Below are 16,386 nucleotides of genomic sequence, written 5' to 3'. Positions count from 1 at the left end.
CTTACATACCCTTTTTAATTTTCGACAAAAGCCATTAAAAAATTTGATCACCATGTCTTTGGTCATTCTTTATTTTTCTTTCAAAAGACATAATCTAGGACTATTCAAATTTTTAGTCATTCTACAATCTGGGTATATAAATATAAAACTTAATTCGCTTTCTGGAATGAAATATAAAAGATTTTGTCAGAAAAATGTTATTTTTGCTGAACATTATTTTTCGGTAGCTTATTTCAAAATTATAATATATGTTAAGTAAGGGATTTGTTTAGAATTTGTTCAGTTATATCTATTACTATAGTGACTATGTGTTATTCTGTTTAAATTAATATAGATAAATAATTAAAAAGATTTAAATACTTTTCCATATTGAGGTGATAAAGGTGAGTGAGTTAATCGTTGCTGAGGATATCATGCAGGAACATGAAGTAAAGCGAAATTTTGAAATGTGGCGTGAGAGTGTCATTCGTTCACGTTTTACGATTACAGCAGTCTTTTTAAAATTAGCGAATCCCCCCAAAGAGACTAGAGATGTTAATCATCAAATTTCAAGCTTTTTACAATCAAAAATACGAAAAACAGATTTACTTTTCCAATTAGCAGATGGAGAGCATTGGTGTATATTCTTTCTACAAAGTAGTGATGTAGAGGCAAAAGCGTTTTTAAAACGGATTTTTGCAATCCTAAAGCAGGAAAAGGAATTCGAGCAAATAGCGTTGAAGGCTTCAATTACAGAAATAAGAAATAGCGTTTCCTTTGAAACTTTATTAGATAAAAATAAAAAGAATCTAGCAGATGCGCAACAGCTGGACTGGTCTATAGAACAGGTTACTGATTATAGTGTACAACCAAATGAGCAAGTTAAGGTAAGCATTATTGAACAAAATGCTATCTTTAGGAAAGTGCTAGAAACAACGATCCTTCAATTAGATATTCCTCATTTTACTTTAGAAGTGTCAGCCTATGAAGATGGCTATAGCTTTTTACAGTCCAATAGTTATAAAACGGGTCATATGCATTTAATTGTGATGAACGATATTTTACCGCGTAAAAACGGCTTAGAAATTTTACACGTTTTGAGAGAAATGCCGAATGAGAAAAAGTTCATTATTTATATGATGTCAGAACGGAATTCTGAGGGAGCTGCACTAAATGCTTATGAGGGTGGCGTCGATGAATATATCGTAAAACCATTTAATTTGCGTTTGCTAGAAGCAAAAATTAAACGAACTTTTGCGAGGTTTTGGCTATGATTAAGCTGTCAATATCTTTTCTTTTAACGGTAATAGCTGTTTTATTAGTCATACTATTTTTATTTACGATGTATTTACTTTATCAGCGCCAGCGAGAGATACATTTTGAAAAAGAACGTGATGCTTATTTACAAAAATATTCACAAAACTGGTATGACTATTTATTTAATGATGAGCTTTTCTCTATTGTGCTTGTACCACGTGAAAGAGCTCAAGTTGCAGCTATCGAAATAATCTTTTCATCATATTTAAAGAACGCAGATGATGTAAAATTTAAACATAAAATAAAAGATTTTTCCAATTTGTATTTAAAAAAGTTTTATGAACAGGATTTATCAAGCAAACGATGGAGTATTAGGATGAATGCCTTATATCGCATTGCTGACTTGCAAATAGATGAATTACTAGACATCTGTCAAAAATTTGAGAAAGCCAAAATTTCGGAGGAAGAGTATTTTCAACTGTTAAAAATATACTCACTCTTTCAGCCGAATTTATTTATCGAAAGAATTAAAGAACCAAGAGCAAATTATTCTGAAAGCGAATATAGAAGATTATTTATATTGTTAGAGGATGACGTATTTATTCGATTATTTGAAGACTTTAATGGTTGGACAAAGAAAATTCAATTTGCTGCAATTGATACAGCAGCTGTCAAAAGAAATATGCAATATATTGATAAGTTAAAACAACTTTTATCACATGATATGGCAGAGATAAAAATAAGAGCATTGAAGGGTCTTTACGAAATTGGTGTGATTGATGAAATTGAATCTTATGTTCCCTTTGTGACATCAGAAATGTGGGAGGTAAGATTAATGGTAGCGAAAATTTTTAAGTATGCACCATTAAACTATACCTATCCTTATTTAGAGCAGCTTCTTCAGGATGAAAATTGGTGGGTACGCTCTCAAGCTGCTAAAACCATTGCAGAAGATCGACAAGGTATAACGAAATTACAGCATTTTATGGAGTCCTCAAACGACCAATATGCAATTGAAATGGCACAGGAAATAGTAGTGAGAAAGCAGGGGATCCAATGAAATTATTAGATTATTTTATGTGGTTCTTTGGGGGCGTTATTCTATTTTATATGCTATTTGTTATCGTTTCATATTGTACAATGTTCCTTGTTGCAATGCTTGATTTACGAAAACGCTATAGATTAGATCCCTCAGAGTATGATGATGCACATATAGATGCCTTCTATTCGAAACCTGTATCTTTACTTGTCCCTGCTTATAATGAAGAAGTAGGTGTTGTAGATACAGTCTATTCGTTATTGAATTTACGATATCCACAAACGGAAATTATCATTATCAGCGATGGTTCTACTGACAATACACTTCAAACCGTAATCGAACATTTCCGAATGAAGCCCGTAGATAAAATTATCCGAGCAAATATCCCCACAAAACAGGTCAAGCAAATTTATGAATCTGAAATCTATAAAAATTGTATTTTAGTAGATAAAGAAAATGGTGGGAAAGCAGACGCATTGAATGTAGGTATTAATGTATCTCAATATCCTTATTTTTGTTCGATTGATGGCGATTCAATTTTAGATGAAAAATCATTGCTTCGTGTTATGAAGCCAATTGTTCTATCTGATGGTGAAGTAATTGCTGCTGGAGGAAATATTAGAATTGCCAATGGATCGAAAATGAAACTTGGCTCTATATATGAAACGCAGTTACCTGGTAATTACCTGGTTATTATGCAGATAATAGAATATTTACGAGCGTTTTTAATGGGACGAATAGCCTTAAGTAAATTCAATCTTGTGCTTATTATTTCGGGAGCATTTAGTGTGTTTTCGAAAAAATGGGCTGTTGAGGCTGGTGGTTATTCAACAAATATTATTGGCGAAGACATGGAGCTAGTCGTAAATATTCACCGTTTAATAAAAGAGAAAAAAGAGAACAAGCGCATTGAATTTGTACCAGACCCGGTATGCTGGACCGAGGCACCTCAAACATTAGGGGTGTTACGTAATCAACGTAGACGTTGGCACCAGGGATTGTTTGAAAGTCTTTGGAAGCATAAGAAGATGACGTTAAACCCCAAATATGGCTTGATAGGGTTAATTTCATTTCCATATTTTTGGCTAGTAGAATGCTTAGGACCAATTGTTGAGCTAGGTGGCTATATCTATATCGTTATAGCATTTTTCTTAGGGAAAATCTATTATGAAATAGCAATCATGCTGTTATTACTCTTTGTTATTTATGGTGTAATTTTTTCAATAGCATCTATATTGTTCGAGGCTTGGAGCATGAATACTTATCCAAAAAAGAGAGAGCTATTACGAATGATATTTTTAGCATTTACAGAAATTTTTTGGTATCGACCACTTACACTTTTCTGGCGCTGTGAAGGGTTAATTCGATTCATGCTTAGAAAAAGCGATTGGGGTAATATGAAGCGAGTCGGCATTGCTGAAAAGGAGAAAAGTGTATGAAGCGAATATATATAGGGGTTATAGCCATTCTAATTCTCATTATTACACCTATAGCTTGGTGGTATTTGAGCGATGAAAAACCGCTGAATGTCGCGATTTTAGATAAAACAGTTCCGAATGAAACCTATCGAGAACATTTAGGTGTGAACTGGTTTTTAAACCATTATAAATACAGGATTGATCATCAACCATATGATGTACAAAAAAATTACTATGGTACGATTCCGAATGATAAAACGAAAAGTATATCAGAAAAAAAGTTTCCGACTGATTATAGTAATTATGATGTTATTTATTTGGCAGATACGTATGGTGTTTACAAGGATGATTTAAAGGATGACTCAAATGTAGAAAAACGCCTTGGTAAACGCTCAGAAAAAATTGTTGGTGGCTTAGAAATGGAAGAATGGCAGGCAATTGTAGACCGTTTAGCAAGCAATAAGAAAAGCATGTTAATAGCGGAGTACAATACATTTGCCTCTCCAACATCAGAAGCTGTTAGAAAAGAGTTTCAGGATTATTTAGGAATCTCATGGTCTGGATGGATTGGTCGTTATTTCGATGAGCTTGATTATCATAAAAGTTCAGAAATTCCACAATGGGTCGTAGATGAACATGGTGATAATTGGCCATATAAGGGTGGAGGCTTTTTTCTATTTAATGAAAGAACTGAAAAGCTCATTGTGCTAGAACTAGACAAGCATGTAAAAACAGAAGGTATTCAAGTGCAATTCACAAAAGAAGGGGAAAAATTCTTTAATACCTCTGCCAGTGCTGAGTATGGCTATTGGTTTGATATTATTACACCTAAATATGCCGAGGATGCACTTGCTAATTATAAATGGGACTTAACCGAAGAAGGAGCAAAAATATTAGAGGACAACGATATTCCACAGCAATTTGCGGCAATTGTTTCACAGGATAAGCCCTATAATACAAGTTATTATTTTGCCGGAGACTTTAATGACGTGTCACGTGTTCCGACCTTCAATAAACTAAAGGGTTTACCAACCATCTATAAATACGCTGAAAAGTATGCTGATAGTTCATTTTACTGGTCAATCTTTATACCAGTAATGCATAAAATTTTTGAAACCTTTGAGAAAAAAGAGGTTAAAGAAACAGTTAATCATGAAAAGTTAAATTTTAATGCACGTATTCAAGGACAATCCTTTGAGATTTTAAAAGATGGACAATGGGAGCCAATCGTATTTAAGGGTGTGAATATCGGCATGGGGAAACCAGGAGCATTCCCAGGCGAGGCCGCTATCTCAGAAGAAGAGTATTATCGATGGTTCCATCAAATTGCGGATATGAATGCAAATACAATTCGTGTATATACATTGCATCCGCCAGGTTTTTACCGGGCACTTGCTAAATACAATGAAGAAAATCCAGATAAACCATTGTATGTGTTGCATGGTGTATGGATTAATGAGGAAGGCTTGGCTAATTCATTAGATGCCTATGATGAAGCTACCTTGAAGGATTTTCAAATGGAAATGAAACGTATGGTTGACGTGATTCACGGTAATATTTATGTGAAGCCTGTAACGGGTCACGCATCAGGATTATATGATGTCGACGTTTCAAAATACGTAATTGGTTGGGTGTTAGGTATTGAATGGTATCCACAAATGGTTGTTGGTACAAATGAAAAGCACGCTGCAATTGGCCAATATGATGGTAAGTATTTCGAAACGAAAAATGCTTCTCCATTTGAGCATTGGCTAGCTGAGCAAATGGATCTAATTACAGTTTATGAGAAGGACAAATATAATTGGATGCGTCCGATGAGTTTCACTAACTGGGTAACAACAGATTTACTCGATCATCCGTCTGAACCATCTGAGGAAGAGGACTTGGTAGGCGTTAATCCTAATGTTATTTATACAAAAGATGAGATGCAGGCTCCGGGTCATTTTGCTTCTTATCATGTGTATCCATATTACCCTGACTTCTTTAACTACGATCAAAAATATTTAAATTATAAAGATTTCCGGGGCAATAACAATAGTTATGCAGGATATTTAAAAGAGTTACATGAAGCACATCAAATGCCTGTCCTTATTGCGGAGTTTGGAATCCCTGGATCGCGTGGTATGACACATGAAAATGTTTATGGTTGGAACCAGGGGCATATGTCGGAGCAAGCACAGGGCGAAACGCTTCAACATTTATATGAGGATATTATGCACGAAGGCTTGTTAGGTGGACTTGTCTTTACATGGCAGGACGAGTGGTTTAAGCGAACATGGAATACGATGGATTACGATGATCCAAATCGTCGACCGTTTTGGTCAAATGCACAAACAAATGAACAGCAGTTCGGCTTACTCAGCTTTGATAGATTTAAAGTAAAAGTAGATGGTAATACGGAGGAGTGGAAAGGTTCCCAGTTGTATACCACATCACCTTCAGACGCTACAGATTTTGCTGTCGATTATGATGAAAAATATTTGTATTTCAAAATAAAAAGTGATGTTTTAGAAAAAGCCTCTCCACGCATTTTACTTGATGTAGTACCAAACCAAGGAAATACATCGGCAACATCCATAAAAAATATGACATTTTCAAATGGCATAGATTTTATTGTGGAATTAAATAAAAAGGGTGATTCACGAGTTGTTATCGATGAATATTATGATTTCTATGATTATTTCTATGGCCATAGTTTAAATTTGATTTCTCCTAGAATGCCAGTTGCTACAAAAAATAGTGGTAAGTTTGCACCGATTTACTATGTGTTAAATAAACAGTTATACTTACCAGAGCAAAAAATTACTACCGATTTTAGTTATTATGAAACTGGGAAGCTGCTTCAAGGAAATGCTAACCCAGAGGCCAAAGATTATAATTCGTTAGTAGACTATACGTGGACAGATGATAATGTGATTGAACTACGAATTCCTTGGCTACTAATTCAATCAAGAGATCCAAGTCAACGTGAGTTTATGGGAGATTTATATAAAGATGGTGAGACTGCTTCCATAAAAGTCGATAATATTAATATTGGTGCTTTATTTGTAGATGAAGAAGGTAATGTTGTCCAATCTTTACCAGAGACGAATAGCCAAGTTTTACCTAAATTATCATCTTATTCTTGGGAAACATGGCAAGCTCCAAAATATGAAGAGCGTTTAAAACAATCATATTATATTTTACAAAAGTTGTTTAAAGAATAACGGATAGAAATACCAGAGTGACGGATAGAAACATCGAAGTGACTAATAGAATCATTAAAGTGACCGATAGAAATGCTAGAGTGACGGATAGAATCATCAAAGTGACGGATAGATCACCTTAGTCAATAAAAAAATCGCCAGCAATGGCGATTTTTTTTATTGGAATTGAGATAGACGTGAAAAGAATTTCGTTACGAAGTCTAAAAATATTTTTTCTGATGGCGCAATTTCACGATTTACTGGAGAAATAATGCCGACTGTTCTTGGAATCGTAGGTGATTCAATTGGGACCTTTACGGTAAAACGAGCAGCAGAATCATATAGTGAGCTTTCTGGTAATAAGCTGACCCCAATGCCTGCAGCGACAAGACCCTTTAAGGCATCTAAGTCTTCACCCTCTGAGATGACGTTTGGCAAGAAGCCGGCAGCTCGACAGGCATCCATAGCTACTTTGTGCAAAATAAAGCCATCTGGGAATAACACGAATAAGTCATTTCGTAAATCAGCGAGCTGAATACTTTCTTTTTTAGCTAAAGGATGGTTTGCCGGTAGTAATGCAGCGATATTTTCAGTAAACAAAATGGTTGATTGAATCGTTTCATCTTTCGGTGGAAGAGGTCCTAAAAAAGCTAAGTTTAACTCGCGATTTTTGACTGCATCAATTAAAAAACGATAGGAACCTTGACGGAGCTGGAATTGCAAGTCAGGATATTCACGCTTGAATGCTGAGATAACGGTTGGTAATACATAACTAGCCAAGCTTGTTGGAAAACCAATTTTTATAGTACCTTTAGCAGGATCTAAATATTCTTCTACTTGCTTTGCAGCAAAATCAATGGCTTTTAATGCAGTAATTGTATACTCAAGAAACGTTTTTCCAATCGGCGTTAGTTTTACATTTCGTCCTACACGTTCAAAAAGGGGTGTACCTAATTCATCTTCTAAATTTGCAATTTGACGGCTAATGGCAGATTGAGCAACATGGAGATGCTCGGCGGCTTCAGAAATGTGCTCACGCTCAGCAACTTCAACAAAATAACGTAATTGACGTAATTCCAATAAATTCACCTCTATTGATCGAAAAATAAGATTGATTATTCCTCAATTATATACTATTTAAGATGAAAAATGATTGTAAATAATAAATGTTAGAGTTAGCGTGCTTTAAATGAAGGAGATGCTCAGTAACTTCATTAGAGTTCAAGAAAGTAAAGGAAAAATGAAGTAGTGATAAAAAGAAAATTCTATCTTCAATTATTAAATCTGGCTCATTATAAAAGGTGGGGATGTCATTGGTTAAAACGAATGCCATGCATACTGGTTGATTGGAATTGAGACTGGGTGACACAATAAAGTTAAAGGATTCACACACAGTTTTGTGTATGAATCCTTTTTTCGCTCTTTGGCAGGTCGATATCGATAAAATTCAAAAGTTGGGTGATAAAACGTGAAAGTTAATCGATAAAATTCAAAAGTTGGACGATAAAACGGAAAAGTGCTCCGATAAAACTCAAAAGTTGGATGACATTTTGTTAATGGATATGTCCTGGGGGTAAGTTGAACGGAAATCAACTCCACGTTATGATGAGCCTTAACTTTACCAATTAGTCTCTATATTTCTTTCCATTAATTGATTCCAATCTAATGAAAAAGGTTATAGTATTGATAATGTTATTCATGTATTTCTGTCACAAAACCGCTACAAATAGCTCTTCCTGCGGGGTTTTCACTATGTTGCTAGATGAAATTAATTCTCAATTAGAGTTAATTTATTGAAAATGAAGAAAGTAGATTCTCAATGTCGAAAACGATTAATAATAATCTGAAAATGCTTACAAAGTCTTTGTTTTTAAGGATGTTATTAGAGAGAAGTAAAAGTAATTGAAATGGTTTGCATAGAGAACGATTTTCAGTTAAGATTAGAATGATGATAATTAAGGAATGGTACACCATTCACTGAACACACTATGGAGGTATTTTCATGTCAACTTTAGTTATTAAAGATCTTCACGTTGAAATCGACGGGAAAGAGATTTTAAAAGGCGTAAACCTTACAATTAATACAAATGAAATTCACGCAATCATGGGACCAAACGGAACTGGTAAATCAACACTAGCTTCTGCAATCATGGGTCACCCTAAATATGAAGTAACTTCTGGTACAGTAGAACTTGATGGCGAAAATGTACTAGAAATGGAAGTGGACGAGCGTGCTCAAGCAGGTTTATTCCTAGCTATGCAATATCCTTCTGAAATCGCTGGTGTAACAAATGCTGATTTCTTACGCTCAGCAATTAATGCACGCCGTGAAGAGGGCGATGAAATTTCTCTAATGAAATTTATCCGTGAATTAGATAAAAACATGGAATTTCTTGAAATGAATGAAGATATGGCTCAACGTTATTTAAATGAAGGTTTCTCTGGCGGTGAGAAAAAACGTAACGAAATTCTTCAATTAATGATGATTAAACCAACATTCGCAATTTTAGATGAAATTGACTCTGGTCTTGATATTGACGCGCTTAAAGTTGTTTCAAAAGGAATCAATGCAATGCGTGGAGAAGGCTTCGGCTGCTTAATGATCACTCACTACCAACGCTTACTTAACTACATTACACCAGACCATGTACACGTAATGATGCAAGGTCGTGTTGTTAAATCAGGTGGCGAAGAATTAGCACAACGTTTAGAAGCTGAGGGCTACGACTGGATTAAAAAAGAATTAGGTATCGAAGAAGAAACAGAAGAACAAGAAGCATAAGAGGGAGGACGAACTAGCATGACAGTGGAACTTAACTTGCCTGTAACTGTACAGGACGTGCGCTCGTTCTCAGAAGCAAACGGTGAACCAACTTGGTTTACAGAGCTTCGTACGGCAGCACTAGACAAAGTAACTGGTTTAGATTTGCCAAAACCAGACAGAACAAATATTACAAAATGGGATTTCGTGAATTTCCCTACTCATACAGTAGACAGTGAAGAATTTACTTCACTTGATGCATTACCAGATGAAGCAAAAGGCTTAATTGATCTTGAGGCACAAGAAAATCTATATATTCAACGCAATAACACACCAGCTTTCATTAAAACATCACAAGAACTAGCTGATAAAGGTGTTATTTTTACTGATATTTTAACAGCGATTCGTGAACATGGTGACCTTGTTAAAAAGTACTTTATGACAGAAGCTGTAAAAGTTGATGAGCATAAATTAACAGCGCTTCATGCGGCACTTGTTAATGGTGGGGTGTTCGTATATGTACCGAAAAATGTAATTATTGAACAGCCGCTTCAAGTAGTATTCTTAAATGATAACGCAGAAGCTTCATTATATAACCACGTGTTAGTTGTAGCTGAAGCAAATTCAGCTGTGACGTATGTTGAAACATATATTTCAACAGTTGAAGAAGCAAAAGGTCAAGCAAATATTATTGCAGAAGTAGTAGTTCAAGATAATGCACAAGTTACTTACGGTGCGGTTGATGTACTTGCAAAAGGATATACTACTTACGTTAATCGTCGTGCGCGACTAGCTCGTGATGCGAAAGTAGATTGGGCTCTTGGTTTAATGAATGATTCAGATACTATTTCTGAAAATATTACACATCTAATCGGTGACGGTTCTCATGCGGATACAAAAACAGTAGTTGTTGGCCGTGGTGAACAAAAACTTAACTTTACTACTGAAGTTCGTCACTGGGGTAAGAACTCGAACGGTCATATCTTAAAGCATGGTGTGATGAAAGATGCAGCACAATCAATCTTTAACGGTATTGGCTATATCGAACACGGTGCGACAAAAGCAGATGCGCAACAAGAATCACGTGTATTAATGCTTTCTGAAAAAGCTCGTGGCGACGCTAACCCAATTCTATTAATTGATGAAGACGATGTAACAGCAGGACACGCAGCATCTGTTGGTCGAGTTGACCCACTACAACTTTATTATTTAATGAGTCGTGGTATCTCGAAAGCAGAAGCAGAGCGCCTTGTTATCCATGGATTCCTTGCGCCAGTTGTTACGCAATTACCAATCGAAGGCGTTCAAAAGCAACTGACGGAGGTTATTGAAAGGAAAGTTCGCTAATGATGAAAAAAGACATTAAAAGCTTTTTCCCAGTTTTAGATCAGGAAGTAAACGGCCATAAGCTTGTTTACCTTGATAGCGCAGCAACTTCTCAAAAACCTATTCAAGTGATTGAAGCAATGAAACATTATTATGAATTTGATAATTCCAACGTTCACCGTGGTGTGCATACATTAGGAAATCGTGCTACTGACAAGTATGAAGGCGCACGTGAAAAGGTTCGTAATTTTATCAATGCTACATCAACACAAGAGATCATTTTTACTCGCGGTACTACAACATCTTTAAATACAGTAGCAGCAAGTTACGGTCGTGCTAATGTTGCGAATGGCGATGAAATTGTCATTACACATATGGAGCACCATTCCAATATTATTCCTTGGCAGCAGCTTGCAAAAGAAAAAAATGCAACGCTGAAATACATCGAGCTTGAAGCAGATGGTACACTGAATTTAGAAAAGGTTCGTGCAACTATTACACCGAAAACAAAAATTGTGTCGGTGTCCATGGCATCAAACGTCCTTGGAACGATTAATCCAATTAAAGAAATCGCTCAAATTGCACATGCTAATGGTGCTGTAATGGTAGCTGATGCGGCACAGGCTGCACCACATATGAAAATAGATGTCCAAGAATTGGATGTGGATTTCTTAGGATTCTCAGGGCATAAAATGTGCGGACCAACTGGAATAGGTGTACTATATGGTAAAAAAGAACACCTTGAAAAGATGGAGCCAATTGAATTTGGTGGCGAAATGATTGACTTTGTTGGACTTCATGACTCGACGTGGAAGGAATTACCGTGGAAGTTTGAAGGTGGAACGCCTATTATTGCAGGTGCAATAGGTTTAGGAGCCGCTATTGATTTCTTAACTGAGATTGGGCTAGATAATATTGCAGCACATGAGCATAAGCTTGCTGGCTACGCAATGGATCAGCTTGAAACAATTGACGGACTTAAAATTTTCGGCCCACGTGATCCAATGAAGCGTTGTGGACTTGTAACGTTTAACCTAGACGATGTACATCCACATGATGTGGCAACGGTACTTGATATGAACGGTATTGCTGTTCGTGCAGGACACCATTGCGCACAGCCACTAATGAAATGTCTTCAACAAGTAGCGACAGCGCGTGCAAGCTTCTATCTGTACAATACAGAGGAAGATATTGACCGCTTAGTTGCAGGGTTACGTTCTGCGAAGGAGTATTTTGGCGATGTCTTTTAATAATTTAGATCAACTATATCGTTCAGTCATTATGGACCATTATAAAAATCCTCGTAACAAAGGATCGATAGAAGAAAATGCTGTAACGATTGATATGAACAATCCAACTTGTGGTGACCGTATTCACTTAACGCTTAAGGTGACTGACGGTGTTGTAGAGGATGCGAAGTTTGACGGTGAAGGTTGTTCGATTTCAATGTCTTCTGCATCAATGATGACACAGCTCATCAAAGGGAAAAAGATTGAGGAGGCTTTAGAGCTTGCTGAAATCTTCTCTAAAATGATGATGGGTGAAGAGTATAGCGACAAATTTGACCTTGAGGATGTCGAGGCACTACAAGGTGTTTCTCAATTCCCGGCACGTATTAAATGTGCGACATTAGCTTGGAAAGCAATGGAAAAAGGCGTAAAACAATAAATATCCTCATACTATAGTGAAAGTGTCAATATTTGCTTTCACTATAGTTAGGAATCAAACTAGATAACTAACTATAAATATTGAACGGAGGAGAAACAATGGCTAAAAAAATGCCTGATATTGGCGATTACAAATACGGATTCCATGACAAGGACGTATCGATTTTCCGTTCAAAACGTGGTTTAACTGAAGAAATCGTCCGAGAAATTTCTACTATGAAGCAAGAGCCAGAGTGGATGCTTGAATACCGCTTAAAAGCACTTGAAACTTTCTATACAAAACCAATGCCGCAATGGGGTGGCGACCTAGGAGATTTAGATTTTGATGAAATTACGTATTACGTAAAACCATCAGAAGCCACACAAAAATCTTGGGATGAAGTACCTGATGAAATCAAAGCTACTTTCGATAAATTAGGTATTCCTGAAGCTGAACAAAAATATCTTGCTGGTGTATCTGCTCAGTACGAATCTGAGGTTGTTTATCACAACATGAAACAAGACCTTGAAGACCTTGGTATTGTGTTCAAAGATACTGACTCAGCTTTACGTGAAAACGAAGATATTTTCAAACAATACTGGGGCAAAGTGATTCCTTACACTGACAACAAATTCGCTGCACTAAACTCAGCTGTTTGGTCAGGTGGATCATTCATCTATGTGCCACCAGGTGTGAAAGTAGAAACACCTTTACAAGCTTATTTCCGTATTAACTCTGAAAACATGGGTCAATTCGAACGTACGTTAATTATTGTAGATGAAGGCGCTCACGTACACTACGTTGAAGGTTGTACAGCTCCTGTTTACACAACAAACTCTTTACACTCAGCTGTTGTAGAAATTGTTGTACGTAAAGATGCATACTGCCGTTATACAACGATTCAAAACTGGGCGAATAACGTATACAACTTAGTAACAAAACGTACAGTTGTTGAAGAAAACGGTACAATGGAATGGATTGACGGCAACATCGGTTCTAAGTTAACAATGAAATACCCAGCTTGTATCCTTAAAGGTGAAGGCGCTCGTGGTATGACATTATCAATCGCATTAGCAGGTAAAGGTCAACACCAACACGCAGGTGCGAAAATGATTCATATGGCACCAAATACATCTTCAACAATCGTTTCTAAATCAATTGCCAAACAAGGTGGTAAAGTAACGTATATGGGTCAAGTTCGTTTCGGCCCTAAAGCAAGTGGTGCACGTGCTAACATCGAATGTGATACGTTAATCATGGACAACCAATCTACTTCAGATACAATTCCATACAACGAAATCTTAAATGATAATGTTTCTTTAGAGCATGAAGCGAAAGTTTCAAAAGTATCAGAGGAACAATTATTCTACTTAATGTCTCGCGGTATTTCTGAAGAAGAGGCGACAGAAATGATCGTAATGGGCTTCATCGAGCCATTCACAAAAGAATTACCAATGGAATACGCAGTAGAAATGAACCGCCTAATCAAATTCGAGATGGAAGGTTCTATCGGCTAAGCTATTTATCAACCCTTGTCACAATAAATTATGTGACAGGGGTTTTTGTTTAGATAAAAGAGTATTCAACTTATGATGATCGTAAACGATACAATACTCTATCCCTTTATGAAAGAAACGCTCAGGTGATTGCCAAAACGGTAATATTTTTGATCATCGAGCTGATTATATAGCTCTACGACTGCTTGTACTCCTAATTGACCTTGCTCATTCAACAGCTCTTTACACCTGTAAAGTTCATTTTATTGTAGTTCAGAATGACAGTTATTAAAACGTATATTAATGTGTATAAGTTGATTTTCGTTCCGGCTGAACGCCCTCAGGGAAGCGCTCAGCTGGAACGGAAATCAAACCCACGTTTTGATGAAAATCCTATATTTTTTCATATAGTTAAATTATAGGAATATACATATTTGGCTTGTTTATAAGCAGTATTTTTTTACGCTGGGTTCATATTTAGTTAGAAAGTGTGTGCTATGATAATGTACATAGAGGAGGGAGTCACATGATTCGAGTTGGATTAACTGGTTGGGGGGATCATCCTTCACTTTATAGTGGAGTGACTGCCTCAAAAGATAAATTGTTTGATTATACAGGTCATTTTTTAACGGTAGAAGTAGATACTTCTTTTTATGCAATACCATCTATAGAAAATGTTCGAAAATGGTGTGAGGATACGCCAGAAAATTTCCGTTTTGTGGTCAAGGCCTATCAAGGAATGACTGGTCATTTGCGTGGTGATATACCATTTGAATCGAAGAATGACATGTTTAATGCTTTTATCGAATGTGCTAATGAATTTAAACGACATGGAAAGTTAGCGATGATATTAGCACAATTTCCACCATGGTTCGATTGTCAGGCGATAAATGTTCAATATTTATTGTATATTCGGCAGCAGCTTAAGGACTTTGAGGTAGCTATTGAATTTCGAAATCGAACATGGTATGCAGACAATGTCGAGCAGCAAACCATGGATTTTTTACGGGAGCATCAATTTATTCATACGATTTGTGATGAACCACAGGCTGGTGTAGGCTCTGTACCATTTTATCCAACTGTTACTGCAAATAAGGGACTTGTACGTATTCATGGACGTAATATTCATGGGTGGCGTAATACAGGTAATGCCGAAAATTGGCGCAAGGTTCGTTTTTTATACGATTATAATAGTGAAGAATTGCAACAGCTTGGACAGCAAATTAAACGTTTACAATCAGATGTTGGGGAGTTATATGTATTATTTAATAACAATTCAGGACAACACGCTGCTAAAAATGCAAAGGAATTACAAGGAATATTAGCAATAAGAGATGTTGGGTTAGCGCCTAAACAATTAAACATGTTTGAAGGGGAACTATAATGGAATTTTTTCTTTTAGTTATTATTGCATTATTATCTGGGGTAATTGGCTCGTTGGTTGGGCTTGGCGGAGGAATTATCTTAGTCCCAGCAACATTATTCGTTGGGTTAAATTTAGGGATGATTCCAGATATTACGCCACAAAAAGTGGTTGGTTTATCTGCTGTCATGATGATTTTCACTGGACTGGCCTCTACGTTAAGCTATATGAAATCTAAAACAGTTGATTATAAAAGCGGTTGGATATTTTTTATAGGAAGTATTCCTGGAACAATGCTGGGTGCATGGGTAAATAAAGGGCTAGATTTACCATCATTTAATTTGTATTTTGGTATTTTACTAATCATTTTGTCCACGATATTACTTGTACGGGATAGATTGAAACCTGTAGAATGGTTTGTAAAAAATGGTATGCAACAGGAATTCGAAGATAAAGAAGGAAATACTTTTGTATATGGGTATCCAATTTGGTTTGCCATTGTATTAACATTTGGGATTGGCTTTGCCTCTGGATTATTTGGTATCGGTGGTGGCTCGATGATCGTGCCTGCCATGATTCTTTTGTTTTTATTCCCACCACATGTTGCAGTAGCAACATCGATGTTCATGGTATTCCTATCGTCGATTGTTAATTCGGCGAGTCATATTTATTTAGGACATGTGCCATGGCTCTTTACGATTCCTGTTATTCCAGGAGCTTATATAGGAGCAAAGCTTGGGGCAGCATTAAATAAAAGAATTAAATCAGATACTCTTGTAGTAGCACTTCGAGTTATTTTATTATTATTAGGAATTCGTTCCATTATCGAAGGTTTGTTGTAATATTGATTTGAGGTCTCTATAAATCGTCTTCCATTGACATTAAGGTCTGATGAGTAAGGGTGATTTTGAAAGC

The 16,386-nt window shown here is 36.3% G+C and carries 12 protein-coding genes; 11 read left to right on the top strand and 1 reads right to left on the bottom strand.

The window, feature by feature from the left end:
- Positions 1-383: 383 nt before the first annotated feature.
- From ACIQXF_RS08110 to ACIQXF_RS08095, 4 genes are read left to right on the top strand one after another with little or no spacing between them, the layout of a single operon-like run.
- Positions 384-1,253, top strand: coding sequence for a response regulator (locus tag ACIQXF_RS08110; protein WP_402781203.1), 870 nt, complete (start codon positions 384-386; stop codon positions 1,251-1,253).
- On the top strand, positions 1,250-2,296 hold the full coding sequence (locus tag ACIQXF_RS08105; RefSeq protein ID WP_402781200.1) for a HEAT repeat domain-containing protein: 1,047 nt from the start codon (positions 1,250-1,252) through the stop codon (positions 2,294-2,296). The genes ACIQXF_RS08110 and ACIQXF_RS08105 overlap by 4 nt, the downstream gene beginning before the upstream one ends.
- Positions 2,293-3,714: a glycosyltransferase family 2 protein gene (locus ACIQXF_RS08100; RefSeq protein ID WP_402781197.1), complete on the top strand. Its 1,422-nt coding sequence runs from the start codon at positions 2,293-2,295 to the stop codon at positions 3,712-3,714. The genes ACIQXF_RS08105 and ACIQXF_RS08100 overlap by 4 nt, the downstream gene beginning before the upstream one ends.
- Entirely contained in the window at positions 3,711-6,899 is a 3,189-nt protein-coding gene (locus ACIQXF_RS08095) for a hypothetical protein (RefSeq protein ID WP_402781194.1), read from the top strand. Before ACIQXF_RS08100 ends, ACIQXF_RS08095 begins: the two co-directional genes overlap by 4 nt.
- Before the next feature lie 156 nt (positions 6,900-7,055).
- On the opposite strand, the gene gltC is transcribed toward ACIQXF_RS08095, so the two are convergent.
- Complete coding sequence (gene gltC / locus ACIQXF_RS08090; RefSeq protein ID WP_402781191.1) at positions 7,056-7,958, bottom strand: glutamate biosynthesis transcriptional regulator GltC; 903 nt, start codon at positions 7,956-7,958, stop codon at positions 7,056-7,058.
- A gap of 922 nt (positions 7,959-8,880) precedes the next feature.
- On the opposite strand from gltC, the gene sufC reads away from it, so the two are divergent.
- The 7 genes from sufC (at position 8,881) to ACIQXF_RS08055 (ending at position 16,313) form a co-directional block, all read left to right on the top strand.
- The gene (gene sufC / locus ACIQXF_RS08085; protein ID WP_068985348.1) at positions 8,881-9,660 is read left to right on the top strand and encodes a Fe-S cluster assembly ATPase SufC; all 780 of its coding nucleotides are present in this window, start codon (positions 8,881-8,883) and stop codon (positions 9,658-9,660) included.
- A gap of 18 nt (positions 9,661-9,678) precedes the next feature.
- On the top strand, positions 9,679-10,986 hold the full coding sequence (sufD, locus tag ACIQXF_RS08080; protein ID WP_402781186.1) for a Fe-S cluster assembly protein SufD: 1,308 nt from the start codon (positions 9,679-9,681) through the stop codon (positions 10,984-10,986).
- Positions 10,986-12,215, top strand: coding sequence for a cysteine desulfurase (locus ACIQXF_RS08075; RefSeq protein WP_402781183.1), 1,230 nt, complete (start codon positions 10,986-10,988; stop codon positions 12,213-12,215). Before sufD ends, ACIQXF_RS08075 begins: the two co-directional genes overlap by 1 nt.
- Complete coding sequence (gene sufU / locus ACIQXF_RS08070) at positions 12,205-12,633, top strand: Fe-S cluster assembly sulfur transfer protein SufU (protein WP_402781180.1); 429 nt, start codon at positions 12,205-12,207, stop codon at positions 12,631-12,633. The genes ACIQXF_RS08075 and sufU overlap by 11 nt, the downstream gene beginning before the upstream one ends.
- A 98-nt stretch (positions 12,634-12,731) precedes the next feature.
- Positions 12,732-14,129: a Fe-S cluster assembly protein SufB gene (gene sufB / locus ACIQXF_RS08065; RefSeq protein WP_068985344.1), complete on the top strand. Its 1,398-nt coding sequence runs from the start codon at positions 12,732-12,734 to the stop codon at positions 14,127-14,129.
- A gap of 505 nt (positions 14,130-14,634) precedes the next feature.
- Positions 14,635-15,492, top strand: coding sequence for a DUF72 domain-containing protein (locus tag ACIQXF_RS08060; RefSeq protein ID WP_402781177.1), 858 nt, complete (start codon positions 14,635-14,637; stop codon positions 15,490-15,492).
- Positions 15,492-16,313: a sulfite exporter TauE/SafE family protein gene (locus ACIQXF_RS08055; RefSeq protein ID WP_402781174.1), complete on the top strand. Its 822-nt coding sequence runs from the start codon at positions 15,492-15,494 to the stop codon at positions 16,311-16,313. The genes ACIQXF_RS08060 and ACIQXF_RS08055 overlap by 1 nt, the downstream gene beginning before the upstream one ends.
- Positions 16,314-16,386: the final 73 nt, after the last annotated feature.

The sequence above is a fragment of the Lysinibacillus sp. NPDC097231 genome, from assembly GCF_044761885.1.
Classification (GTDB): domain Bacteria; phylum Bacillota; class Bacilli; order Bacillales_A; family Planococcaceae; genus Lysinibacillus.
The sequence above is the reverse complement of the archived record's forward strand: the minus strand, read 5'-3'. Positions and strand labels throughout refer to the sequence as shown.